This is a genomic window from Burkholderia sp. AU30280 (assembly GCF_020420125.1).
Taxonomy (GTDB): Bacteria; Pseudomonadota; Gammaproteobacteria; order Burkholderiales; family Burkholderiaceae; genus Burkholderia.
In genome coordinates this window covers 371,275-394,518 of the sequence record NZ_JAIZRY010000004.1, presented here as the reverse complement: position 1 = coordinate 394,518, position 23,244 = coordinate 371,275, and the positions used below count along the sequence as shown (strand labels likewise).

Annotated in this window: 22 protein-coding genes and 1 pseudogene; 12 read left to right on the top strand and 11 right to left on the bottom strand. The window is 65.9% G+C overall.

Annotated elements, in window-relative coordinates; genetic code table 11:
- Positions 1–8 precede the first annotated feature (8 nt).
- On the bottom strand, positions 9–524 hold the full coding sequence (locus tag LGN17_RS12090) for an Rrf2 family transcriptional regulator (protein WP_226196980.1): 516 nt from the start codon (positions 522–524) through the stop codon (positions 9–11).
- Between the two features lie 248 nt (positions 525–772).
- Here LGN17_RS12090 and LGN17_RS12085 point away from each other — a divergent pair, with 248 nt between their 5' ends.
- Positions 773–1,333 carry a group III truncated hemoglobin gene (locus LGN17_RS12085; protein ID WP_226196978.1) on the top strand — a complete coding sequence of 187 codons (561 nt, stop codon included), beginning with the start codon at positions 773–775 and terminating at the stop codon, positions 1,331–1,333.
- 66 nt (positions 1,334–1,399) lie between these two features.
- Here LGN17_RS12085 and LGN17_RS12080 read toward each other — a convergent pair whose 3' ends face one another.
- From LGN17_RS12080 to LGN17_RS12055, 6 genes are all read right to left on the bottom strand, one after another.
- A complete protein-coding gene (locus LGN17_RS12080; protein ID WP_175969700.1) occupies positions 1,400–1,876 on the bottom strand; it encodes a molybdenum cofactor biosynthesis protein MoaE in 477 nt (158 codons plus the stop codon).
- 10 nt (positions 1,877–1,886) lie between these two features.
- A complete protein-coding gene (gene moaD / locus LGN17_RS12075; protein ID WP_175955956.1) occupies positions 1,887–2,144 on the bottom strand; it encodes a molybdopterin converting factor subunit 1 in 258 nt (85 codons plus the stop codon).
- 19 nt (positions 2,145–2,163) lie between these two features.
- Positions 2,164–3,411, bottom strand: a complete 1,248-nt coding sequence (gene glp / locus LGN17_RS12070; RefSeq protein WP_226196976.1) for a gephyrin-like molybdotransferase Glp — start codon at positions 3,409–3,411, stop codon at positions 2,164–2,166.
- A 242-nt stretch (positions 3,412–3,653) separates the two neighbouring features.
- Positions 3,654–5,105, bottom strand: a complete 1,452-nt coding sequence (gene thrC, locus LGN17_RS12065; protein ID WP_175955952.1) for a threonine synthase — start codon at positions 5,103–5,105, stop codon at positions 3,654–3,656.
- A gap of 12 nt (positions 5,106–5,117) precedes the next feature.
- On the bottom strand, positions 5,118–6,446 hold the full coding sequence (locus LGN17_RS12060) for a homoserine dehydrogenase (RefSeq protein WP_226196975.1): 1,329 nt from the start codon (positions 6,444–6,446) through the stop codon (positions 5,118–5,120).
- Between the two features lie 52 nt (positions 6,447–6,498).
- Positions 6,499–7,737: a pyridoxal phosphate-dependent aminotransferase gene (locus LGN17_RS12055; protein WP_226196973.1), complete on the bottom strand. Its 1,239-nt coding sequence runs from the start codon at positions 7,735–7,737 to the stop codon at positions 6,499–6,501.
- A 314-nt stretch (positions 7,738–8,051) separates the two neighbouring features.
- Between LGN17_RS12055 and LGN17_RS12050 the strand changes: the two genes are divergently transcribed.
- The 9 genes from LGN17_RS12050 to LGN17_RS12010 all read left to right on the top strand — a co-directional run bounded on the left by LGN17_RS12050 (position 8,052) and on the right by LGN17_RS12010 (position 16,418).
- A complete protein-coding gene (locus LGN17_RS12050) occupies positions 8,052–8,426 on the top strand; it encodes an Mth938-like domain-containing protein (protein WP_012328660.1) in 375 nt (124 codons plus the stop codon).
- Positions 8,427–8,550: 124 nt separating this feature from the next.
- Positions 8,551–10,227 (top strand): glycosyltransferase family 39 protein, encoded by a 1,677-nt coding sequence (locus LGN17_RS12045; protein WP_226196971.1) that lies wholly within the window; start codon positions 8,551–8,553, stop codon positions 10,225–10,227.
- Positions 10,228–10,240: 13 nt separating this feature from the next.
- Positions 10,241–10,612: an EamA family transporter gene (locus LGN17_RS12040; RefSeq protein ID WP_011352303.1), complete on the top strand. Its 372-nt coding sequence runs from the start codon at positions 10,241–10,243 to the stop codon at positions 10,610–10,612.
- A gap of 134 nt (positions 10,613–10,746) precedes the next feature.
- On the top strand, positions 10,747–11,898 hold the full coding sequence (locus LGN17_RS12035; protein WP_226196969.1) for a DegT/DnrJ/EryC1/StrS family aminotransferase: 1,152 nt from the start codon (positions 10,747–10,749) through the stop codon (positions 11,896–11,898).
- Positions 11,899–11,904: 6 nt separating this feature from the next.
- On the top strand, positions 11,905–12,942 hold the full coding sequence (locus LGN17_RS12030) for a glycosyltransferase (protein WP_226196967.1): 1,038 nt from the start codon (positions 11,905–11,907) through the stop codon (positions 12,940–12,942).
- On the top strand, positions 12,939–13,886 hold the full coding sequence (locus LGN17_RS12025; RefSeq protein ID WP_226196966.1) for a formyltransferase: 948 nt from the start codon (positions 12,939–12,941) through the stop codon (positions 13,884–13,886). Before LGN17_RS12030 ends, LGN17_RS12025 begins: the two co-directional genes overlap by 4 nt.
- Positions 13,883–14,938: a bifunctional UDP-4-keto-pentose/UDP-xylose synthase gene (locus LGN17_RS12020; RefSeq protein ID WP_006482864.1), complete on the top strand. Its 1,056-nt coding sequence runs from the start codon at positions 13,883–13,885 to the stop codon at positions 14,936–14,938. Before LGN17_RS12025 ends, LGN17_RS12020 begins: the two co-directional genes overlap by 4 nt.
- A gap of 13 nt (positions 14,939–14,951) precedes the next feature.
- Positions 14,952–15,848, top strand: coding sequence for a polysaccharide deacetylase family protein (locus tag LGN17_RS12015; RefSeq protein WP_089456348.1), 897 nt, complete (start codon positions 14,952–14,954; stop codon positions 15,846–15,848).
- 108 nt (positions 15,849–15,956) lie between these two features.
- Positions 15,957–16,418, top strand: a complete 462-nt coding sequence (locus LGN17_RS12010) for a peroxiredoxin (RefSeq protein WP_006756046.1) — start codon at positions 15,957–15,959, stop codon at positions 16,416–16,418.
- 192 nt (positions 16,419–16,610) lie between these two features.
- On the opposite strand, the pseudogene LGN17_RS36690 reads toward LGN17_RS12010, so the two are convergent.
- Positions 16,611–16,855 (bottom strand): annotated as a pseudogene (locus LGN17_RS36690) (hypothetical protein); the annotation flags it as partial.
- On the opposite strand from LGN17_RS36690, the gene LGN17_RS12005 reads away from it, so the two are divergent.
- Both LGN17_RS12005 and LGN17_RS12000 read left to right on the top strand, forming a co-directional pair.
- Positions 16,751–18,553, top strand: a complete 1,803-nt coding sequence (locus LGN17_RS12005; RefSeq protein WP_226196964.1) for a PhoH family protein — start codon at positions 16,751–16,753, stop codon at positions 18,551–18,553. The pseudogene LGN17_RS36690 and the gene LGN17_RS12005 sit on opposite strands and share 105 nt — an antisense overlap.
- A 237-nt stretch (positions 18,554–18,790) precedes the next feature.
- Positions 18,791–19,885, top strand: a complete 1,095-nt coding sequence (locus LGN17_RS12000; RefSeq protein ID WP_226196962.1) for a C40 family peptidase — start codon at positions 18,791–18,793, stop codon at positions 19,883–19,885.
- Between the two features lie 115 nt (positions 19,886–20,000).
- Here the strand turns inward: LGN17_RS12000 and LGN17_RS11995 are convergent, their stop codons facing one another.
- From LGN17_RS11995 to LGN17_RS11985, 3 genes are all read right to left on the bottom strand, one after another.
- Positions 20,001–21,011: an inorganic phosphate transporter gene (locus LGN17_RS11995; RefSeq protein WP_011354200.1), complete on the bottom strand. Its 1,011-nt coding sequence runs from the start codon at positions 21,009–21,011 to the stop codon at positions 20,001–20,003.
- Positions 21,012–21,021: 10 nt separating this feature from the next.
- Positions 21,022–21,648 carry a DUF47 domain-containing protein gene (locus LGN17_RS11990; protein WP_174388121.1) on the bottom strand — a complete coding sequence of 209 codons (627 nt, stop codon included), beginning with the start codon at positions 21,646–21,648 and terminating at the stop codon, positions 21,022–21,024.
- A 138-nt stretch (positions 21,649–21,786) separates the two neighbouring features.
- Complete coding sequence (locus LGN17_RS11985) at positions 21,787–23,169, bottom strand: replicative DNA helicase (RefSeq protein WP_006486249.1); 1,383 nt, start codon at positions 23,167–23,169, stop codon at positions 21,787–21,789.
- Positions 23,170–23,244: the final 75 nt, after the last annotated feature.

Sequence of the window (23,244 nt, the reverse complement as noted above, 5' to 3'; positions counted from 1 at the left end):
AGCGCGCATCAGCCGGCCGTCGACGGCGGCTCGACGGGCGCCGGTGCGTCTTCCGGCGACGACTCGGCACGCATGTGCACGACCAGGCGGATGCCGAGCAACGCGGCGAGCGGCGCAGCGGGTTCGACCAGTTCGCCTAGCGTGTGACGGTCGAGTTCGGCAAAGAATGCATCGCGCGCGGCCGCCAGCACGCCCTTCAACCGACACCGCGGCTCGATCACGCAGCCGCGCGACTCGCCGTCGGCCGAGAAGCAGCCGACCAGCGCAAAATCGCTCTCGGTCGCGCGCACGACCTGGCCGACGGTCAGTTGCAGCGATTCGGGGAACAGCCGCAGCCCGCCATTGCGACCACGAACGGTATCGACCCACCCCAGCTCGCCGAGCTGCTGCACGACTTTCATCAGATGGTTCTTCGAGATGCCGTAAGCGTCCGAGATCTCCTGGATCGTGGCGAGCCCCTCGCCGCGCACGGCAAGGTACAGCATCACGCGCAGCGAATAGTCGGTGTAGTCGGTGAGTCTCATGGGCGAATACGGAAAAGATCGATCGTGCCCCGATTACGTGAGCCGGGCCGGTCGGGATGCACACGAAGCCGGTTGACGGCCCTGTTCTGCGGCCCCGGCTTGCCGGGAGGGCGTGCGCGCAATAAGATGCTTGACACTTACACGTTTTCAGGGGTCATTGGACGCCATTTTGCGTCAAAATTCGGTCGGTGTCCTGCACGATGTCCGCGCCGCCACCCCGTCGTTGCCTATTTCTCCGGCCCTTTGCCATGACCGTCACGCCCGCCTCGCCCGATACCGCACCGGCCCGCCTTCGCGACACCGAGCCGACCGAAGAGAACATCCGCGATCTCGTCTACGCGTTCTACGACCGCGTGCGCGCCGATCCGCTGCTCGGGCCCGTGTTCGATGCGAAGCTGGCGGGTCGCTGGGACGACCACCTGCCGAAGATGGTCACTTTCTGGTCGAGCCTCGTGCTCGGCACCAAGGGCTATCGCGGCAACGTGCAGCAGGCGCATCAGCCGCTCGACGGGATCGAGCCGGCCCATTTCAGCCGCTGGCTGTCACTGTTCCTGAAGACCGTCGAGGCGCGCTACGCGCCGCCCGCGGCAATCCGCTTCATGGCGCCTGCGCTGCGGATCGCGCAGAGCCTCCAGTTGAGCCGGTTCGGCTGGGACTACCCGATTCCGCCCGAGCAGCAGGCCCTGCTCGACGCAATCTCGCCGCGCCGTCGCGACGTGGGCGACGAGCCGCACGCGTTGCCGTCGCGTGCCCGCGGCGAGCCGTTTCCGACGAAGATCATCGGGCGCAGCAGCGATCCGGACGCGTAACGGGCAGCCGTCACGCGCGACGCTTGCGCACATGCGGCACCTCGCCGCACTCCCCTGACGCCGCGCTCAGCGCCGCGTATTGCCCGATTCGATGCCCCAGCGCGCGAGTGCTGCATCGTCGGTGCTGCGCGCATCGACCCAGCGCTCGCCATCCGGCGTCGTTTCCTTCTTCCAGAACGGCGCTTCGGTCTTCAGGTAGTCCATCACGAACTCGCACGACGCGAACGCATCGCCGCGGTGCGACGCAACCGTCGCGACCATCACGATCTGGTCGAGCGGCAGGAGTCGGCCGACGCGATGCACGATCGCGACGTCGATGCCCGGCCAGCGCCGGCCGGCCTCGGCGGCAATCTTCTCGAGCGCCTTCTCGGTCATTCCCGGATAGTGCTCGAGTTCCAACGCGGCAACCGAATCGCCTTCGTTCAGGTCGCGCACCGTGCCGACGAAGCACGCGAGCGCACCGATCTTCGGGTTGCGTGCGCGCAGTGCCGCGACTTCCGCGTTCAGGTCGAAGTCGTCGGACTGGATTCGTACCGTTGTCATCGCCCGTGCCTCAACCGCCCGTCACCGGCGGAAAGAACGCGACTTCGCAGCCTTCGGTGAGCCGCGTGTCGGCATCGGTCATCTCGTGGTTGCACGCCATGCGCAGTGCGCGCCCTTCGGCGAGCGTCTCGGCCCACGCGCCACCGCGCACGCGCAGCCACGCGCGCACGTCGCCGACGGTCGTGACGCTGTCCGGCACGTCGGCCTGCTCGTCGGCGACGCCCAGCGCCTCGCGTACGCTTGCAAAGAATTTCAGTTGAATCTTCATGGTTCGGGAGGCCGTCGCGTTACGACAGCAGTTCGGAAAACGGAATGAAACGCACGGTCTCGCCAGCGCTGATCGCGTGCTGCGGCGGGTTGTCGATCAGGCCGTCGCCCCACACTGTCGACGTCAGCACCGCCGAGCTCTGGTTCGGGAACAGGTCGAGGCCACCGGCCGCGTTCACGCGCGCACGCAGGAATTCGTTGCGCCGGTCGCCCTTGTTTTGCGAAAAGTCGGCGCGCAGCGACAGCGCGCGCGGCGTGACGTCGCGCACGCCGGACAAGCGCAGCAGGAACGGCCGTACGAACAGCAGGAACGTGACGAAGCTCGACACCGGGTTGCCGGGCAATCCGATGAAGTGCGCGTCGGCGCGATCGTCGCCGCGGCGCACCGCGCCGTACGCGAGCGGCTTGCCGGGCTTCATCGCGATCTGCCACAGCGCGAGCCGCCCTTCGGCCTCGACGGCCGGCTTCACGTGGTCCTCGTCGCCGACCGACACACCGCCGCTCGTCAGGATCACGTCGTGATCGCGGGCGGCCGCGCGCAGCGTGTCGCGCGTCGCGGCGAGCGAATCGGGCACGATCCCGTAGTCGGTCACGTGGCAGCCGAGCCGCTCCAGCAGCCCGCGCAGCGTGAAGCGGTTCGAGTTATAGATCGCGCCAGGCTTCAGCGGCTCGCCGGGCATCGTCAGTTCGTCGCCGGTGAAGAACACCGCGACGCGAATCCGCCGCGCGACCGGCAGTTGCGCGCAGCCAACCGATGCGGCCAGGCCGAGCGCCTGCGGCGTGAGCCGCGTGCCGGCCGGCAGGATCACCGAGCCCTGCCGGATATCCGCGCCCTGTGCGGTGATCCACTCACCGGCCTTCGGCGTGTGCAGGATTTCCACCGCATCGCCGTCGGCCGCCGTCTGTTCCTGCATCACGACGGCGTCGGCGCCGGGCGGCACCGTCGCGCCGGTGAAGATCCGCGCGGCCGTGCCGGCAGCCAGTGGCGCGGCCGGATGACCTGCCGGAATGCGCTGCGACACGGGCAAGCGCCGCTCGCCATGCAGCAGGTCGGCGACGCGCACCGCATAGCCGTCCATCGCACTCGTATGCATCGGCGGCACGTCGAGCGGCGAGCTCACGTCAGTGGCCAGCACGCGGCCGAGCGCGTCGAGCGTGGCGACCGTTTCGGCGCCGGGCAACGGCTTCGCGGCATCGAGCAGCGCGGCGAGTGCCTCGGCGGTCGACAGCATCGGCGCGCGCGGCGCCGCGGGATTCGGGTTCGACATCGATGGAATCGGGGATCGTTGGATTCAAACCGTCATTGTAGCGACGCCGTCGCACGGGCGCGCGATATGGCCGGCATGCGGAAACTGTGATCGGCGCGAACGCGCCGCTCTGGCACTTGTTTTGGGTGCCGTGCGGCGGTCGCCACGCGGCACCGCCAAACGAAACGGCCGGAACCCCGATCCGTTCGACGAATCGGCATTCCGGCCGTCTTGCGCAGCCGGGCCCGCGGCCCGGCCGCGCGTCATGCGCCCGTATGGGCGGCGATGAAGTCCTTCACCTGCTGCGCGTCGGCCTTCACGACCTCGAAACGCTGCGGCAGCGCCTCGAGCCCGTCGAATGCAGCCGGACGCTCGGCTTCGCGATCGAGTGCTTCGCGAATCGTCTCGCCGAACTTGATCGGCTGCGCGGTCTCGAGCACGACCATCGGCACGCCTGCGTCGAGATGTTCGCGCGCGACCTTCACGCCGTCGGCCGTATGCGTATCGATCATCGTGTCGTAGCGCGAGAACACGTCGCGAATCGTCGCGATGCGGTCCGTATGGCTGCTGCGGCCCGACACGAAACCGAACTCGGCGACGCGCGAGAAATCGCCGCTCGCCGCGAGATCGAAACCGCCCTTCTCCTCGACGTCGCGGAACAACTGCATCACGCGCGCCGGATCGCGGCCGAGCAGGTCGAACACGAAGCGCTCGAAGTTCGATGCCTTCGAGATGTCCATGCTCGGGCTGCTCGTGTGATACGTGTTCTCGGCGCTGCGCACGCGATACGCGCCCGTGCGGAAGAACTCGTCGAGCACGTCGTTCTCGTTGGTCGCGACCACGAGCTTCGCGATCGGCAGCCCCATCATCCGCGCGATGTGGCCTGCGCAGACATTGCCGAAGTTGCCCGACGGCACCGTGAACGACACGCGCTCGTCGTTGGATTGCGTGGCCGCGAAATAGCCCTTGAAGTAGTACACGACCTGCGCGACGACGCGCGCCCAGTTGATCGAGTTGACCGTACCGATCTTTTGCTGCGCCTTGAACGCGTGATCGTTCGAAACGGCCTTCACGATGTCCTGGCAATCGTCGAACACGCCCTCGACCGCGAGGTTGAAGATGTTCGGATCCTGCAGGCTGAACATCTGGGCCGTCTGGAACGCGCTCATCTTCTTGTGGGGCGACAGCATGAACACGCGCACGCCGGCCTTGCCGCGCATCGCGTATTCGGCCGCGCTGCCGGTGTCGCCGGACGTCGCACCGAGAATGTTCAGCGTCTGCCCGTGCTTCGCGAGCGTGTACTCGAACAGGTTGCCGAGCAACTGCATCGCCATGTCCTTAAACGCGAGCGTCGGGCCGTTCGACAGTTCGAGCAGCGAGATCGGCGCGCCGTGCTCGGTGCCGAGCGTCTTCAGCGGCGTGATGTCGGACGCGTTCTCGCCATGGCGCGTATTGCGGTACACGTCGGCCGTGTACGTGCGGCGCGTGATCGCGCGCAGGTCGTCGGCCGGCACGTCGTCGCAGAACTTCGACAGGATCTCGAACGCGAGATCCGCGTACGACAGCGTGCGCCAGCGCGCGAGCTCGTCGGCGGACACCTTCGGATACTCGGCCGGCAGGTAGAGCCCGCCGTCCTTCGCGAGACCGCCGAGCAGGATGTCGGAGAACGTGTGGCGCTCGCCGATGCCGGCGCCGCGCGTGGAGATGTAGTTCATGTCGTCCTCAGCTCAGTTCAGCGCTTCCATGCGCAGCTTCGTCACCTTCGACACGACCGTCGCGAGGCTCTCGATTTGCGCGATCGCCGTGTTGACGCGCTTCTCGAGCGTCTCGTGCGTGATCAGGATGATGTCGGTCTCGCCGTTCGCGCCGTCGACCTGCTCCGATTCCTTCTGCAGCAGCGCGTCGATCGAGATGCCCGATTCGGCGAGGATGCGCGTGATGTTGGCGAGCACGCCCGTCTGGTCGGCCACCCGCAGGCGCAGGTAGTAGCCGCTCGTGACTTCCTCGATCGGCAGGATCGGCGTGTTCGACAGGCTGTCCGGCTGGAACGCGAGATGCGGCACGCGATGCTCGGGGTCGGCCGTGTGCAGGCGCGTGACGTCGACGAGATCCGCGACCACGGCCGATGCGGTCGGCTCCGCGCCCGCGCCCTTGCCGTAGTACAGCGTCGTGCCGACCGCGTCGCCGTGCACGACGACCGCGTTCATCGCGCCTTCGACGTTCGCGAGCAGGCGCTTCTCCGGAATCAGCGTCGGGTGCACGCGCAGCTCGATGCCGCGCTCGGTGCGGCGCGTGATACCGAGCAGCTTGATCCGGTAGCCGAGCTCTTCCGCGTAGCGGATGTCGGTCGCGTCGAGCTTGCTGATGCCCTCGACATACGCGCGCTCGAACTGCACCGGCACGCCGAAAGCGATCGCGCTCATGATCGTCGCCTTGTGCGCGGCGTCGACGCCTTCGATGTCGAAGGTCGGATCGGCTTCCGCGTAGCCGAGCTCCTGCGCGGCCTTCAGCGCGGTCGCGAAGTCGAGCCCGCGATCGCGCATTTCCGACAGGATGTAGTTGGTCGTGCCGTTGATGATGCCGGCGATGTACTGGATGCGGTTCGCGGTCAGGCCTTCGCGCAGCGCCTTGATGATCGGGATGCCGCCGGCGACGGCCGCCTCGAACGCGACCATCACGCCCTTCGCGCGCGCGGCCTCGAAAATCTCGGTGCCGTGCACTGCGAGCAGCGCCTTGTTGGCCGTCACGACGTGCTTGCCGTTCGCGATCGCGCGCAGCACGAGCTCGCGTGCGATGCCCGTGCCGCCGATCATCTCGGCGATGATCGCGATCGACGGATCATCGACGACTGCGTTGAAATCGTCGGTGATCTGCGCGTCGCCGGCGTTGCCGCCGAGCGCAGCCAGCGCCTTGGCCGGGTTGCGCACCGCAATGCGCGTCACCTCGATGCCGCGCCCCGCGCGTCGCTTGATTTCTTCCTGGTTGCGGCCCAGCACCGTGAAGGTGCCGCTGCCCACCGTGCCGAAGCCCAACAGGCCAACTTTGATCGGTTCCATGCTGCGTGTGATCGCTGAGTAAGAAGTAGTGAGTGTCGCGTGGTTCTGCCGCTCAGGCCGAATGGCGCTTGCGGTAGCCGTCGAGGAAGCGTGCGATCCGGTTGATCGAATCGGTCAGGTCGTCGAGGTTCGGCAGGAAGACCACGCGGAAGTGATCCGGCGTCGTCCAGTTGAAGCCCGTGCCCTGTACGAGCAATACGCGCTCCTCGAGCAGCAGGTCGAGAATGAACTGCTGGTCGTTCTGGATCGGATAAAGCTTCGGGTCGAGGCGCGGGAACATGTACAGCGCGGCCTGCGGCTTCACGCAGGTCACGCCCGGGATCGACGTGAGCATGTCGTACGCGAGCTCGCGCTGCTTATACAGGCGCCCGCTCGGCACGATCAGTTCGTTGATGCTCTGGTAGCCGCCGAGCGCCGTCTGGATCGCGAACTGCCCGGGCACGTTCGCGCACAGGCGCATCGACGACAGGATGCCGAGCCCCTCGAGATAATCCTTCGCGCGCCGGCGGTTGTCGCCGCCGAGGCCCGACACGGCCATCCAGCCCGCTCGGTAGCCGCACGAGCGATAGCTCTTCGACAGGCTGTTGAACGTGACGGTAATCACGTCCTCCGACAGCGAACCCAGCGCCGTGTGCTCGAGGCCGTCGTAGACGATCTTGTCGTACACCTCGTCGGCGAACACGATCAGCCCGTGCTGGCGCGCGATCTCGAGCAGCTCGAGCAGCAATTCGTCCGAATAAAGCGCGCCCGTCGGGTTGTTCGGGTTGATCACGACGATCGCCTTCGTGTTCGGCGTGATCTTGCGGCGGACGTCGTCGAGATCGGGCATCCACGCGTTCTGCTCGTCGCAGATGTAATGCACCGGCGTGCCGCCCGACAGGCTGACCGCGGCCGTCCATAGCGGGTAGTCGGGCGCGGGCAGCAGCACTTCGTCGCCGTCGTTCAGCAGCGCCTGGGTCGCCATCACGATCAGCTCGGACGCGCCGTTGCCGATGTAGATGTCGTCGAGGCCGACGCCCACGACGCCCTTTTCCTGCGTGTAGTGCATCACGGCCTTGCGCGCCGAGAACACGCCCTTCGAATCCGAATAGCCGGACGACGTCGGCAGGTTGCGGATCATGTCCTGGATGATTTCGTCCGGCGCGTCGAAACCGAACGGCGCGAGATTGCCGATGTTCAGCTTGATGATGCGGTGGCCTTCTTCCTCGAGGCGCTTCGCGTGCTCGAGCACCGGGCCACGGATGTCGTAGCAGACGTTGAGCAGCTTGTTCGACTTCTGAATCGGTTTCACGACGACACGGTTCCTGGGTTGGCCTTGCGGCCGGGGGACGGGATCAAAACTGGAAAGCGGCCGGTCTGTGCGCGCTGTCTAGACTGGGAAAAAGCGGGCGGTCGGGCGCGGCTTGTGGCGACGCGCGACGCAAGTGGCGCCCGGGGGCGACCAAAAAGTTATAATTTAGCGGATTTTGGCCGACTTTCGCAATGCACCATAGCCGCGCCGGGCCCGCGCCGTCAGGCGTCCCGCGTGCCCGGGCGAGCGAAACCGGCCATCCGGGCCCGTGTGGCCCTGCGATACATTCCCCTACGGAACCGCGGAATACCGATTTGAAACTGCACCAGGACACGAGCGGCGCGCTCAACACCGTCACCGGCTACGGCCCCGATTATGTCGACGTCAATCTCGAACGCCACGAAACGAGCGTCATCGTACTGCCCGGCGCGCCGGTCCAGGCATGGCCCGTGTCGTCGTTCGACGCGCTCGCGCCCGAGCATTTCGCGATGCTGCTCGACCCGACGCCCGAACTCGTGATCTTCGGCAGCGGCGCGCGGCTGCGCTTCCCGCACCCGCGGCTCGTCGCGGCGCTCACGGCCAAGCGGATCGGCGTCGAGACGATGGATTTCCAGGCCGCCTGCCGGACCTACAACATCCTGATGGCCGAGGGCCGCAAAGTCGCCGCCGCGCTCTTAATTGAACGTTAATCCCCGATGCGGTAAAACTCGGGCCGGCTCAGCGGGTCGATCCCCCGGATCGGCCCGGCCAGACCGCCCGCCCCCGGCGCAACCCGCCGGCGGCCCGTCACAATAACCAACAGGCTGAAAATCCATGAACGATACGCCGTCGAGGCTACCGCTCAATCGCATCACGCTCGTCCTCCTCGTCGTCGCACTCGCGATCGTCTGGTTCGCGCCGCTCGGGCTGCGCCACCTGATCCCGAGCGACGAAGGCCGCTACGCGGAAATGGCGCGCGAGATGTTCGTCACCGGCGACTGGATCACGCCGCGCTACAACGGCTACAAGTATTTCGAGAAGCCGCCGCTGCAGACCTGGCTGAACGCACTCACGTTCGCGTGGTTCGGCATCGGCGAATGGCAGGCGCGCCTCTACACGGCCGTCGCGAGCTTCGCCGGCATCCTGCTGGTCGGCTACACCGGCGCGCGCCTGTTCAACCCGCTGTCGGGCTTCCTCGCCGCCGTCGTGCTCGCGTCGTCGCCTTACTGGAACCTGATGGGCCACTTCAACGCGCTCGACATGGGGCTCGCGTTCTGGATGTCGCTGTCGCTGTGCTCGCTGCTGCTCGCGCAGCGGCCCGGGCTGCGCCCGGCCGTGGCGCGCGGCTGGATGTGGGGATGCTGGGCCGCGATGGCGTTCGCGGTGCTGTCGAAGGGCCTGGTCGGCCTGATCCTGCCCGGCGCCGTGCTCGTGCTCTATACGCTGATCGCACGCGACTGGGCGCTCTGGAAGCGCCTGTACCTGGTGAGCGGCCTCGTGATCTTCTTCGCGATCGTCACGCCGTGGTTCGTGCTCGTCCAGCAGCGCAACCCCGAGTTCTTCAACTTCTTCTTCATCGTCCAGCAGTTCCGCCGGTACCTGACCCCTGAACAGAACCGCCCGGGCCCGCTCTACTACTTCGTGCCCGTGCTGCTGGTCGGCTTCCTGCCGTGGCTGTCGGTCGCGTGGCAGAGCCTCCGCCATGCGCTGCGGATGCCGCGCCAGCCGAACGGTTTCTCGCCGATGCTCGTGCTGCTGACCTGGAGCGCATTCATCTTCCTGTTCTTCAGCGCATCGCATTCGAAGCTGATCTCGTACGTGCTGCCGGTCGCGCCGGCGCTCGCGCTCATCATCGGCGCGTACCTGCCGCTGATGAGCGCCGACCGGTTCCGCCGCCACCTGCTCGGCTACCTCGTGTTCCTCGTCGTCGCGGCGTTCGGGATCATCTTCCTCGCATACCAGGGCGACGCCCGCACGCCGAACGCGCTGTACCGTGCGTTCCAGATGTGGCTGTACGCGGGCCTCGCGGTCGCAGCCGTGCTGACGCTCGCGGCCGCATGGCTGAACCGCCGCACGGGCGTCGCCGCCGCGCTCGCCGCATTTGGCGCCGCCTGGCTCGCGTTCGGCACGATCGGCGGCACCGGTCACGATGAATTCGGCCGCTACAGCTCGGGCGCGCTGCTTGCGCCGACGGTGCGCGCCGAACTGGCGAAACTGCCGGCCGATACGCCGTTCTACTCGATCGAGATGCTCGATCACACGTTCCCGTTCTATGTGGGCCACACGACGATCATGGTCCAGCGCCAGGACGAGCTCGCGTTCGGGATCTCGATGGAGCCGAACAAGTGGATTCCGACCGTCGACGAGTGGGTCAAGCGCTGGGAGCAGGAAACCCATGCGCTCGCGATCATGCCGCCCGACCAGTACGACGCCCTGGTCAAGCAAGGCGTGCCGATGCGCGTGATTGCGCGCGACAACCGCCGCGTGATCGTCGAGAAACCGCAATCGTAAGGACGCCCGCCGCATGAATCCCGTTTCGTTCGTCTGCATCATCACCGGCGTGATGCTCAACGCCTGTGCGCAACTTCTGCTGAAAGCCGGCGTCAACGCCGTTGGACACTTCGAATTCAGCCGTGCGAACATCATCCCGGTCGGCCTGAAGATCGCGACCCAATTGCCGATCATCGGCGGCCTCGGCTGCTACGTGCTGAGCGTCGTGGTCTGGATCGTCGGGCTGTCGCGGGTCGACGTGTCGATCGCGTACCCGATGCTGTCGCTCGGCTACGTCGTCAACGCGTTCGCGGCCTGGTACCTGTTCGGCGAAGTGCTGTCGGTCCAGCGGCTCGTCGGCATCGGCATCATCCTGATCGGCGTGCTGGTGCTCGCGCGAAGCTGATTGCGCCCCGCCGCGTGCGTTAAGCGTCCGCCTACAAAAAATCACGGTGCGATTCCGCCAACCGGTGTTTAATGCCGGTTTCGGCCGGGATCGCCCGACCCTTTTATTACACGCCATTACAGACCAAAGCGTCCATGAGCCAGACTACCGCTCCGTTTCTGCCGTTCACCCGCCCCGAGATCGATGAGGAAACCATCCAGGGCGTCGTCGAAGTGCTGCGCTCGGGCTGGATCACCACCGGCCCGCAGAGCCAGAAATTCGAAGCGGCGCTGTCCGAGTACTGCGGCGGCCGTCCGGTCCGCGCGTTCAATTCGGGCACCTGCACGCTCGAGATCGGCCTGCGCATCGCGGGCGTCGGCGCCGGCGACGAGGTGATCACGACGCCGGCGTCGTGGGTCTCGACCAGCAACGTGATCCTCGAGACCGGCGCGACGCCCGTGTTCGCCGACATCGATCCCGTCACCCGCAACATCGACCTCGACAAGCTCGAGCAGGTGATCACGCCGCGCACGAAGGCGATCATCCCCGTGTTCCTGTCCGGCCTGCCGGTCGACATGGACCGCCTGTACGCCATTGCGCGCGCGCACAAGCTGCGCGTGATCGAGGATGCGGCGCAGGCGTTCGGCTCGACGTGGAACGGCAAGCGCATCGGCGCGATCGGCGACATCGTGTCGTTCAGCTTTCACGCGAACAAGAACCTGACGACGATCGAAGGCGGCGCACTCGTGCTGAACAACGAGGAAGAAGCCACGCTCGCGCAGAAATACCGGCTGCAGGGCATCACGCGCACCGGCTTCGACGGGATGGACTGCGACGTGCTCGGCGGCAAGTACAACCTGACCGACGTCGCCGCACGCGTCGGCCTCGGCCAGTTGCCGCACCTCGAACGCTTCACCGCGCAGCGCCGCGCGCTGGCGCGCGCCTATTTCGCCGCATTCGACGGCAGCGCGGCCGTGAAGCTCGGCGTCGGCCTGCCGATCGCCGAATTCGAGAACGGCAACTGGCACATGTTCCTGATCACGCTGCCGCTCGAGCGGCTGACGATCTCGCGCGCCGAGTTCATGGCGCAGATGAAGGAACGCGGCATCGGCACGGGCATCCATTACCCGGCGATCCATCTTTTCACGCTGTACCGTGCACGCGGCTTCAAGGAGGGCATGTTCCCCCACGCCGAACGGTACGGCGCGTCGACCGTCACGCTGCCGCTCTTCACGCAGATGACGGAAGGCGACGTGCGTCGCGTGGTCGATGCCATCAACCAGATTTGCGAACAATACGGAAAATAAGCGTACATGAGTCACCTTGAAGCACGCGCCGGGCATCCGGGCGCCGCGCACCTGGACGCCGGCCGACCCGAAGTATCGGTCATCATCCCCGTGTACAACGAGGAAGACGGCCTCGCCGCGCTGTTCGCGCGGCTGTATCCGGCGCTCGACGCACTCGACACGTCATACGAAGTGATCCTGATCAACGACGGCAGCCGCGACCGCTCGGCCGCGATGCTCGCCGATCAGTTCCACGTGCGCCCCGACACGACGCGCGTCGTGCTGCTCAACGGCAACTACGGCCAGCACATGGCGATCCTCGCCGGCTTCGCGCAATCGCGCGGCGAGATCGTCATCACGCTCGACGCCGACCTGCAGAACCCGCCCGAGGAAATCGGCAAGCTGATCGCGAAGATGCGCGAGGGCTACGACTACGTCGGCTCGATCCGCAAGCAGCGCCAGGACAGCCTGTGGCGGCGCAAGGCGTCGCAGATGATGAACCGCCTGCGCGAGCGCATCACGCGCATCAAGATGACCGACCAGGGCTGCATGCTGCGCGCGTACAGCCGCCGCATCATCGACACGATCAACGTGTGCGGCGAAGTCAACACGTTCATCCCCGCACTCGCGTACACGTTCGCGCAGAAGCCGACCGAGATCGAGGTCGCGCACGAGGAGCGCTTCGCCGGCGAGTCGAAGTACTCGCTGTACAGCCTGATCCGGTTGAACTTCGACCTCGTGACGGGCTTCTCGGTCGTGCCGCTGCAGTGGTTGTCGTTCATCGGCGTGATCCTGTCGCTCGGCTCCGCCGCGCTGTTCGTGCTGCTGCTCGTGCGACGCTTCATCGTCGGCGCGGAAGTGCAAGGCGTGTTCACGCTGTTTGCCATCACGTTCTTCCTGCTCGGCGTGATCATCTTCGCGCTCGGCCTGCTCGGCGAATATGTCGGCCGCATCTACCAGCAGGTGCGCGCACGGCCGCGCTACCTGATCCAGGCCGTGCTCGAGCAGCACGACGGCGTGCCGGCGGTGCCGGCCGGCGCGAACCGCGCGGGGGCCGCGCAATGAAGCCGCGCGCAGTCGTCTTCGCGTATCACAACGTCGGCGTCCGGTGCCTGCAGGTGCTGCTCGCGCGCGGCGTCGACGTGGCGCTCGTCGTCACGCACGAGGACAACCCGAACGAGAACATCTGGTTCGGCAGCGTCGCCTCCGTAGCCGCCGAGCACGGCATTCCGGTCGTCACGCCGGCCGATCCCGCCGATCCGGCGCTGCGCCGCGCGGTTTCCGACGCGCAGCCGGACTTCATCTTCTCGTTCTACTACCGGCACATGCTGCCGGTGGACCTGCTCGCCATCGCGCCGCGTGGCGCGTACAACATGCACGGTTCGCTGCTGCCGAAATACCGGGGTCGGGTACCGACCAACTGGGCGGTGCTGAACGGTGAAACCGAAACCGGCGCGACGCTGCACGAGATGGCCGCGAAGCCCGACGCGGGCGCGATCATCGGCCAGACCGCGGTGCCGATCCTGCCGGACGACACGGCCGCGCAGGTGTTCGACAAGGTCACGGTAGCCGCCGAGCAGACGCTCTGGCGCGTGCTGCCCGCGCTGCTCGCGGGCGAGGCGCCGCACCTGCCGAACGATCTCGCGACCGGCAGCTACTACGGCGGGCGCAAGCCCGAGGACGGCCGCGTCGACTGGTCGAAGCCGGCCGCGCAGGTCTACAACCTGGTGCGCGCGGTCGCGCCCCCGTATCCGGGCGCGTTTACGGACGTCGACGGCACGCGTTTCGTGATCGCGCGCGCGCGCCTCGCGGCGCCCGGCAGCGCGGTAGCGGCCGCCGCGGCAGATTTGCCGCCCGGCCTGCACGTAAGCGATAATGCGCTATTCGGCGTCTGCGGCGACAGCCGCGCCCTATCCATACTCGAGCTGTGGCAGCAGCGCGACGGCAGCGAAACCGTCGTGACGCCCGCGGAATTCGCGCAGTTCATTCATTCTTCCCGTCATTCATGAAAGCAAAAAAAGTCCTGATCCTGGGTGTGAACGGCTTCATCGGCCATCACCTGTCGAAACGCATTCTTGAAACCACCGATTGGGAAGTGTTCGGCATGGACATGCAGACCGATCGGCTGGGCGACCTCGTCAACCACGAGCGGATGCATTTCTTCGAAGGCGACATCACGATCAACAAGGAGTGGGTCGAATATCACGTGAAGAAGTGCGACGTGATCCTGCCGCTCGTCGCGATCGCGACGCCCGCCACCTACGTCCAGCAGCCGCTGCGCGTGTTCGAACTCGACTTCGAGGCGAACCTGCCGATCGTGCGTTCGGCCGTCAAGTACGGCAAGCACCTGGTGTTCCCGTCGACCTCCGAGGTCTACGGCATGTGCTCGGACGAGCAGTTCGATCCGGATGCATCGGCCCTCACCTACGGCCCGATCAACAAGCCGCGCTGGATCTACGCATGCTCGAAGCAGCTGATGGACCGCGTGATCTGGGGCTACGGGATGGAAGGCCTGAACTTCACGCTGTTCCGTCCGTTCAACTGGATCGGCCCGGGCCTCGACTCGATCTACACGCCGAAGGAAGGCAGCTCGCGCGTGGTCACGCAGTTCCTCGGCCACATCGTGCGCGGCGAGAACATCAGCCTCGTCGACGGCGGCTCGCAGAAGCGCGCGTTCACCGACATCGGCGACGGCATCAGCGCGCTGATGAAGATCATCGAAAACAAGGACGGCGTCGCGTCGGGCAAGATCTACAACATCGGGAATCCGAAGAACAACTTCTCGGTCCGGGAACTCGCGCACAAGATGCTCGAACTGGCGGCGGAATTCCCCGAGTACGCCGATTCGGCCAAGCAGGTGAAGCTCGTCGAAACGACGTCCGGCGCCTACTACGGCAACGGCTACCAGGACGTGCAGAACCGCGTGCCGAAGATCGACAACACGATGCAGGAGCTCGGCTGGGCGCCGCAAGCGACGTTCGACGACGCGCTGCGCAACATCTTCGAAGCGTATCGCGGCCACGTTGCCGACGCGCGCGCGCTCGTCGAACAGCAAGGCTGATCGGGACGTTCGCTTGGCTCGCATCGTCCTCAAGATCGACGTCGACACGCTGCGCGGCACGCGCGAAGGCGTGCCGAACCTCGCGCGCATCTTCGACCGCTTCAATGCGCGCGCGACCTTCCTCTTCAGCCTCGGGCCCGATCACACGGGCTGGGCGCTGCGGCGCGTGTTCCGCCCCGGCTTCCTGAAGAAGGTGTCGCGCACGTCGGTGGTCGAGCACTACGGCGTGAAGCAGCTGATGTACGGCGTGCTGCTGCCGGGCCCCGACATCGGCCGCCGCGCGATCGCCGACATGCGCGCGATCCACGAGGCCGGCTTCGAATGCGGGATCCACACGTGGGATCACGTGTACTGGCAGGACAACGTCCGCGCGCGGGATCGCGACTGGACTGCACGTGAAATGCAGAAGAGTCACGCACGCTTCATCGAGGTCTTCGGCGCGCCGCCCGTCACGCACGGCGCGGCCGGCTGGCAGATGAACGATTCCGCGTTCGAGCAGATCGACGCATGGGGGATGCGCTACGCATCCGACGGCCGCGGCCATTCGCCGTACCTGCCCGTTGTCAACGGCCGCACGCTGTCGCACGTGCAGATGCCCACCACACTGCCGACGCTCGACGAAGTGCTCGGCATCGACGGCATCGACACGCACAACGTCGCCGCGCACATCCTCAAGTTCACCGAAACCAATCCGCACGACCAGGTGTTCACGCTGCATGCGGAACTGGAAGGCCAGAAGCTCGCGCCCGTGTTCGAACAACTGCTCGCCGGCTGGCGCGCGCAAGGCCACACGTTTGCGACGATGGGCGACTACCACGCGACGCTGGACCGCGACTCGCTGCCATCGTACCCTGTCACGTGGGGCGAAATCCCCGGCCGCTCCGGCGAACTGATCGTCCAGCCCGACTGAGTTCGCGCGCGAGCCGGCGTCGCCCGCCGCATCCTTGCGGCGCTGCCGCGACGCCCCGCCGAACCGCGCCGCCGCCGCGGCGCCTTTCCATAACAACAGGAGAAACACGTGTCTGTCGAAGTTGACCGTCAAGTTCCCGATTTCACCGCGCCGGCCACGGGCGGCGACATTTCGCTGTCCGACCTGAAGGGCAAGAAGCTCGTGCTGTACTTCTATCCGAAGGACAACACACCGGGCTGCACGACCGAAGGGCTGCAGTTCCGCGATCTCTATCCGAAGTTCAAGAAAGCCGGTGCGGAAGTCATCGGCGTGTCGCGCGACAGCCTGCGCTCGCATGACAATTTCAAGGCAAAGCTCGAACTGCCGTTCCCGCTGATTTCCGATGCCGACGAAGCGCTGTGCGCGCTGTTCGATGTCATCAAGATGAAGAAAATGTATGGCAAGGAAGTGCGCGGAATCGAGCGCTCGACGTTCCTGATCGACGCCGACGGCGTGCTTCGCCAGGCATGGCGCGGCATCAAGGTACCGGGTCATGTGGACGACGTGCTAAGTGCTGTACAAGCGCTTTGAGGCGCGTTATATTGGGCCGCAATGAATGCCAGTTCGCCCCATATTTCTCGTAGCTGCGCCGGTGCCCGATGCGACGCTTCCCGGCACCTGACGCGCATCACGACGGTATCAGCCGAGCCGCATGTCCCTGTCGACGGGGCAGCGGCTTTTTTTATGGATTGCGCGCCGGCCCTCGGTCCGGCCCTCACCCCGTCAAGGAGCTGATCGACACTTAGGCGAACCGGCTAGACGAACTTCCTGTGCGCCACCGCGCGCAAACTGCATGCGTCTACGTCACGCAGGATGCGATCAGCGGCGCACGCCTTGCGACACGATTCCTCCCGAGGGACACCATGCCTTTGCCTACTCCCCCCAGCAAGCTCGGCAGCCTGCTGCCGCCCGACGAATACAAGGCGAAAGCGCGGCCCGCGAAAGCCGCGAAGAAATCCGCCGAAGGGGACGCATCCACAGCCGGTGACTATGGTCCGGCCAGCGTGGCCCAACCGATGATCGAAGCCGCGAATACGGCCGCGCCGCTGCGCGCCGTCGCGTCTTCGACGCAAGATGCCGCGAGCGCACCCGCACGCGGCCGCAAGACCAGACAGACGGCCGCACTGTTGCAGCCGATGCCGGCGCCCGCCGAACCCGCGGCGCCGGTCGTCGCGCGCAACGACCGGCCGGCCGCCGACAAGCCGGCCGCCGCTCCGGCGCGCGATGCCGGCGCGGCGACGAAATCGCGCGGCCGCAAGCCCGCCGACGCCGAATTGCAGAAACTGTTCGTGCTCGACACCAACGTGCTGATGCACGACCCGAGCAGCCTCTTCCGCTTCGAGGAACACGACGTCTATCTGCCGATGATGACGCTCGAGGAACTCGACAACCACAAGAAGGGGATGTCCGAAGTCGCGCGCAACGCACGCCAGGTCAGCCGCACGCTCGACGCGCTCGTCGCCGATGCCGGTGCGATCACGGCCGGCATTCCGCTGTCGCGCCTCGGCAGCCGCGAGGCGCTCGGTCGCCTGTACTTCCAGACGAAGCTTGCCGACATCGCGCCGATCGAAGGCTTGCCCGAAGGCAAGGCCGACAACCAGATCCTCGGCGTCGTGCGCGCGCTGCAGCGCGACCGGCCCGACCGCCAGGTCGTGCTGGTGTCGAAAGACATCAACATGCGGATCAAGGCGCACGCGCTCGGCCTGCCTGCGGAAGACTACTTCAACGACCAGGTCCTCGAGGACTCCGATCTCCTGTACAACGGCGTGCGCGAACTGCCGCAGGACTTCTGGACCAAGCACGCGAAGGGCATGGAGAGCTGGCAGGATACGAAGACGGGCACCACGTATTACCGCGTGACCGGCCCGCTCGTCGCGTCGATGCTCGTCAACGAGTTCGTCTATCTCGAGCCGCAGAACGGCGAACCGACGTTCCACGCGATCGTCCGCGAGTTGAACGGCAAGACGGCGCTGCTGCAGACGCTGCGCGACTACAGCCACCACAAGAACAACGTGTGGGGCATCACCGCGCGCAACCGCGAGCAGAACTTCGCGCTGAACCTGCTGATGAACCCCGAGATCGACTTCGTCACGCTGCTCGGCCAGGCCGGCACCGGCAAGACGCTCGTCGCGCTCGCGGCCGGCCTCGCGCAGGTGCTCGACGACAAGCGCTACAACGAGATCATCGTGACGCGCGCGACCGTGCCCGTCGGCGAGGACATCGGTTTCCTGCCCGGCACCGAGGAAGAGAAGATGCAGCCGTGGATGGGCGCATTCGACGACAACCTCGAAGTGCTGCAGAAGACCGACGACGCGGCCGGCGAATGGGGCCGTGCCGCGACGCAGGAACTGATCCGTTCGCGCCTGAAGGTGAAGAGCATGAACTTCATGCGCGGCCGCACGTTCGTCGACAAGTACCTGATCATCGACGAGGCGCAGAACCTGACGCCGAAGCAGATGAAGACGCTCGTCACGCGCGCGGGCCCGGGCACGAAGATCGTGTGCCTCGGCAACATCGCGCAGATCGACACGCCTTACCTGACCGAAGGCAGTTCGGGGCTCACGTACGTCGTCGACCGCTTCAAGGGCTGGGGCCACAGCGGCCACGTGACGCTCGCGCGTGGTGAACGCTCGCGGCTCGCCGACTACGCGTCGGACATCCTGTAACGCGACAGGCCGGCCGCCCGGCCGGCTTTCGACGCATCGCGGCGCTCCGTTTCCGGAGCGCCGTTTTTATTTGGGGTCGAAAACGCAGGTAACACATCGTCACGCAACAACCCGGTTTACGCGCGAAACTTCAAGTAAATTCTCAAGAATAGTTGCTTAAGCCCCGCCAGAGCGTCTACCATCGGGTCTGTCTGTTGTCATACGATTCGCGAGCGCGCCGCGCTTGCCCGCCTTGCCATGCTTCGAATCTGGGTTCCCGTTGCTGTCGTTTCACTGCTTGCGGCCTGCTCCAGCGTGCCGCCGCAGTCGGCATCGCGCCCCGCCTCGGGCATGAAGATCACGACGCCACGCGCGTTCCCCGCCCCCGCCAATTTCCCGAAGTTCGTCGATCACAGCGTCGGCCAGGAAGAAATCTCGATCCAGGCGATGAGCCTCGTCGGCGTCCCGTATCGCTGGGGCGGCAACACACCGACGAGCGGCTTCGACTGCAGCGGGCTCGTGCGCTACGTGATCGGCCGTGCGGCTGACGTGAACCTGCCGCGCACGACGGCCGACATGAGCGGCCGCGGCATATCGATCGAGCCCGACCAGGTCGCGCCGGGCGACCTGATCTTCTTCAATACGACCGGGCGGCCGCATTCGCACGTCGGCATCTATGTCGGCAAGCTGCGCTTCGTCAACGCACCGTCGACGGGCGGCACCGTGCGGCTCGACTACCTGACGAACCCTTACTGGGCCAAGCGTTTCGACGGCATTCGCCGCGTCGCGCCGCCGCGCGGGGTGCCTACGCCGTTCGATGCGCCGACCTACGAGGCGAAGCGTGACGAGCCGCGCAGCGCGCCGGCCGTTGCGCCCGCTCCCGTCGTCGTGACTGCCGCCGCGCCGCGACAGCCGGCCTATGCGTCGTTACGAGCTGCCGCGCCCCAGGCACCTGTACCGGTCACGCCGGCCGCACCGGTCGTATCGACCGCAGCGGTTGCCCCCGCAGCCGCGTCGGCCGACCCGTATGAACCGCCGCAGCCGCGCATGCAGACGGCTCAGCAGCAGGCTACGTCCGTGAACGACGGTACGGGCATCACTGCCATGACGGCGAATGCCGCACCGCCCGGCCCGGCCGAGGTCGGCACGCAGATTCCGACGACGGCGCTGACTGCCGCCCAGGCTGCCGCTTTCGATGCGGAACCGCCGCCCGCCACCGCCGCGGCGTCACCGCGCAGTATCGAGCCCGCCCCTGTTCAGGTATGGCGCGCGTCGACTCAATCTGCGCCCGTCAGCCCGCGCACCGCCACCGCAGACGATCCGATTGCCCGATTCGCGAACGGAAGCTACTAGCCCGCTTCGCCCGCGATTGCACCCGCCATTCGCCGCCCATTCCCGCACTCCAAAAAAATGCGCCGCAGCCTTTCGGCTTGCGGCGCATGTCATATCCGTTCGACGGTATCGGCGATCAGAAGATACGGTGGCCAAGCCACCATCCACCGGCCGCGAACAACGCAGCCGCGGGCAGCGTCAGCACCCATGCCCACACGATGTTGCCGGCCACGCCCCAGCGCACGGCCGACAGCTTCTGCGTCGCGCCGACGCCGACGATCGCACCGGTGATCGTGTGTGTGGTCGACACCGGAATGCCGAGGAACGAAGCGAGGAACAGCGTCATCGCGCCGCCGGTTTCCGCACAGAAACCACCGACCGGCTTGAGCTTCGTGATCTTCTGGCCCATCGTGCGCACGATGCGCCAGCCGCCGAACAGCGTGCCGAGGCCCATCGACAGGTAGCACGCGCCGATCACCCACGCCGGCGGCGCATCGGCCGTCGCCGACGCATAGCCCGACGCGATCAGCAGCATCCAGATGATGCCGATCGTCTTCTGCGCGTCGTTGCCGCCGTGGCCAAGGCTGTACAGCCCGGCCGACAGCAGTTGCAGCCGGCGGAAACGCCGGTCGACCTTGCTTGGCGCGGTGCGGAAATACAGCCACGACACGCCGAGCATGAACAGCGAGCCGAGGATGAAACCGAGCAGCGGCGAGATGAAGATGAATGCGATGGTCTTGAGCAGCCCGTCGATGTTCAGCGAACTCCAGCCCGACTTGGCGAGCGCGGCGCCGACCAGGCCGCCGATCAGGGCATGCGACGAACTCGACGGAATCCCGTAGTACCACGTGATCACGTTCCAGCCGATCGCACCGACCAGCGCACCGAACACGACGTAGTGGTCGACGATCTCGGGATCGATCGTGCCTTTACCGACGGTCTGCGCGACTTTCAGGTGGAAGATGAAATACGCGATGACGTTGAACGCCGCCGCGAACACGACGGCCTGCTGGGGCTTCAGCACCCCGGTCGACACGACGGTGGCGATCGAGTTCGCCGCGTCGTGAAAGCCATTCATGAAGTCGAATACGAGCGCGACGAGCACCAGCGTCGCGACCATCCATAGGGCAAGTTGTATCGAATGCATCGTGGTCCGCTCAGGCGTTTTCCAGCACGATGCCTTCGATGATGTTCGCGACGTCTTCGCACTTGTCGGTGATCTCTTCGAGCAGTTCGTAGATCGCCTTCAGCTTGATGAGCGTCTTCACGTCATCCTCTTCGCGGAACAGCTTCGACATTGCCGCGCGCAGCACGCGATCGGCCTCCGACTCCCAGCGGTCGATCTCCTCGCACTGCTTGAGGATCTGCGCCGACTGCTTCATGTCGGACAGCAACCCGACCGCCTGCTGCACGTGCTGGGCCGACTGCGTGACGATGTGCGCGAGCTGGCTCGCTTCCGACGTGACGGAACGTACGTCGTACAGCGACACGGCGGTCGCGACGTCTTCCATCAGGTCGAGGATGTCGTCCATCGTCGTGATCAGCTTGTGGATCTCGTCGCGATCGAGCGGCGTGATGAAAGTCTTGTGCAGAAGATCGATCGCCTCGTGCGTGAGCTTGTCGGCGGCCTTCTCGGCGATTTGCACGTTTTGCTTGTGAATCTCGGCGTCGGCGAGATTGTCGATCAGCAGTTCGAGCTCGCGGCCACCGGAAACGATGTGCTTCGCGTGCGCGTTGAAGAGTTCAAAGAACTTGCCCTCGGTGGGCATGAATCGACCGAACATGGGATTCCTGAGAGATTGTCAAACTACTGTCACGAAAACGGGCGACATTGTACCGTTTTCGGTCGCGCCGCGACGCGCGCACATGCGCGCGCCGGGATTGGATACAACGTTTGGCGATTTAGGGCTTTACAACCGGCGTTACTCGCCGTAGAACGTCTGCGCCCCTGCAAAGTTATCGAACTTCGTGTATTGCCCCAGGAACGTGAGCCGAACAGGGCCGATCGGACCGTTACGCTGCTTGCCGATGATGATTTCGGCCGTGCCCTTGTCGGGGCTGTCCGGGTTGTAAACTTCGTCACGGTAAATGAACAGGATCACGTCCGCGTCCTGTTCGATTGCGCCTGATTCGCGCAAATCCGACATCACCGGGCGCTTGTTCGGACGCTGTTCGAGGCCACGGTTAAGCTGCGACAGCGCGATCACCGGCACGTCGAGCTCCTTTGCCAGGCTCTTCAGCGATCGCGAGATTTCCGAGATTTCGGTCGCGCGATTCTCGCCCTGCGACGAACCCGACATCAGCTGCAGGTAGTCGACGATGATCAGGCCGAGCTTGCCGCACTGCCGTGCAAGACGCCGCGCGCGCGAGCGCAATTCCATCGGATTCAGGCCGCCCGTTTCGTCGATGAAGAGCTGCGCCTCGCTCATCTTCTGCACGGCGTGCGTCAGTTTCGGCCAATCCTCGTCGGTCAGGCGGCCCGTCCGCATCCGGTGCTGGTCGAGCCGGCCGATCGAGCCGAGCATACGCATCACGAGCTGGGTGCCCGGCATTTCCATCGAGAACACCGCGACCGGCAGCCCGTACTCGACCGCCACGTACTCGCCGATGTTCATCGAGAACGCCGTCTTACCCATCGACGGACGCCCTGCGACGATGATCAGTTCGCCGCCATGCATCCCGGACGTCATCCGGTCGAGGTCGACGAAGCCCGTCGGCGTGCCCGTGACGTCGCTCGGGTTCGCCGTGTGGTACAGCGTATCGATGCGCTCGACGACCTGCGTGAGCAGCGGGCCGATCTCGAGGAAGCCCTGGTTGCCGCGCGCGCCCTCTTCGGCGATCGAGAACACCTTCGACTCCGCCTCGTCGAGCAGCTGGCGGACTTCCTTGCCCTGCGGGTTGAACGCATCGGCCGAGATTTCGTCGGCGACCGACACGAGCCGGCGCAGCACCGCGCGGTCGCGCACGATTTCCGCATAGCGGCGGATGTTCGCCGCGCTCGGCGTGTTCTGTGCGAGGGCGTTCAGGTACGCGAGCCCTCCGACGTCGTCGGCCTTGCCGGACGTGGTCAGCGCTTCGTACACGGTCACGACGTCGGCCGGGCGTGTCGACGCGATCAGGCGACCGATGTGCTCGTAGATGATCCGGTGGTCGTAGCGGTAGAAATCACCCTGCGACAGGAAGTCGGCAATCCGGTCCCAGGCCGCGTTGTCGAGCAACAGGCCGCCGAGCACCGATTGTTCGGCTTCGACCGAGTGCGGCGGGACTTTCAGCGATTCGATTTGGGGATCTTGCGGCGCGTTCATGGGTTGGGATTATCGCGAATAACCTACGACGACGCCAGAGAGACAGCCGCCGGCGAGCAGGCAATAAAAAAGGCA

What these genes read in the sequence shown, in the direction of transcription:
- LGN17_RS12080 (WP_175969700.1), bottom strand. Translation starts at nt 1,876, where the DNA reads ATGACAACGGTACGAATCCAGTCCGACGACTTCGACCTGAACGCGGAA.
- LGN17_RS12000 (WP_226196962.1), top strand. Translation starts at nt 18,791, where the DNA reads ATGCTTCGAATCTGGGTTCCCGTTGCTGTCGTTTCACTGCTTGCGGCC.
- moaD (WP_175955956.1), bottom strand. Translation starts at nt 2,144, where the DNA reads ATGAAGATTCAACTGAAATTCTTTGCAAGCGTACGCGAGGCGCTGGGC.
- LGN17_RS12045 (WP_226196971.1), top strand. Translation starts at nt 8,551, where the DNA reads ATGAACGATACGCCGTCGAGGCTACCGCTCAATCGCATCACGCTCGTC.
- LGN17_RS11995 (WP_011354200.1), bottom strand. Translation starts at nt 21,011, where the DNA reads ATGCATTCGATACAACTTGCCCTATGGATGGTCGCGACGCTGGTGCTC.
- LGN17_RS12030 (WP_226196967.1), top strand. Translation starts at nt 11,905, where the DNA reads ATGAGTCACCTTGAAGCACGCGCCGGGCATCCGGGCGCCGCGCACCTG.
- LGN17_RS12085 (WP_226196978.1), top strand. Translation starts at nt 773, where the DNA reads ATGACCGTCACGCCCGCCTCGCCCGATACCGCACCGGCCCGCCTTCGC.
- thrC (WP_175955952.1), bottom strand. Translation starts at nt 5,105, where the DNA reads ATGAACTACATCTCCACGCGCGGCGCCGGCATCGGCGAGCGCCACACG.
- LGN17_RS12020 (WP_006482864.1), top strand. Translation starts at nt 13,883, where the DNA reads ATGAAAGCAAAAAAAGTCCTGATCCTGGGTGTGAACGGCTTCATCGGC.
- LGN17_RS11985 (WP_006486249.1), bottom strand. Translation starts at nt 23,169, where the DNA reads ATGAACGCGCCGCAAGATCCCCAAATCGAATCGCTGAAAGTCCCGCCG.
- LGN17_RS12040 (WP_011352303.1), top strand. Translation starts at nt 10,241, where the DNA reads ATGAATCCCGTTTCGTTCGTCTGCATCATCACCGGCGTGATGCTCAAC.
- LGN17_RS11990 (WP_174388121.1), bottom strand. Translation starts at nt 21,648, where the DNA reads ATGTTCGGTCGATTCATGCCCACCGAGGGCAAGTTCTTTGAACTCTTC.
- glp (WP_226196976.1), bottom strand. Translation starts at nt 3,411, where the DNA reads ATGTCGAACCCGAATCCCGCGGCGCCGCGCGCGCCGATGCTGTCGACC.
- LGN17_RS12090 (WP_226196980.1), bottom strand. Translation starts at nt 524, where the DNA reads ATGAGACTCACCGACTACACCGACTATTCGCTGCGCGTGATGCTGTAC.
- LGN17_RS12005 (WP_226196964.1), top strand. Translation starts at nt 16,751, where the DNA reads ATGCCTTTGCCTACTCCCCCCAGCAAGCTCGGCAGCCTGCTGCCGCCC.
- LGN17_RS12060 (WP_226196975.1), bottom strand. Translation starts at nt 6,446, where the DNA reads ATGGAACCGATCAAAGTTGGCCTGTTGGGCTTCGGCACGGTGGGCAGC.
- LGN17_RS12025 (WP_226196966.1), top strand. Translation starts at nt 12,939, where the DNA reads ATGAAGCCGCGCGCAGTCGTCTTCGCGTATCACAACGTCGGCGTCCGG.
- LGN17_RS12035 (WP_226196969.1), top strand. Translation starts at nt 10,747, where the DNA reads ATGAGCCAGACTACCGCTCCGTTTCTGCCGTTCACCCGCCCCGAGATC.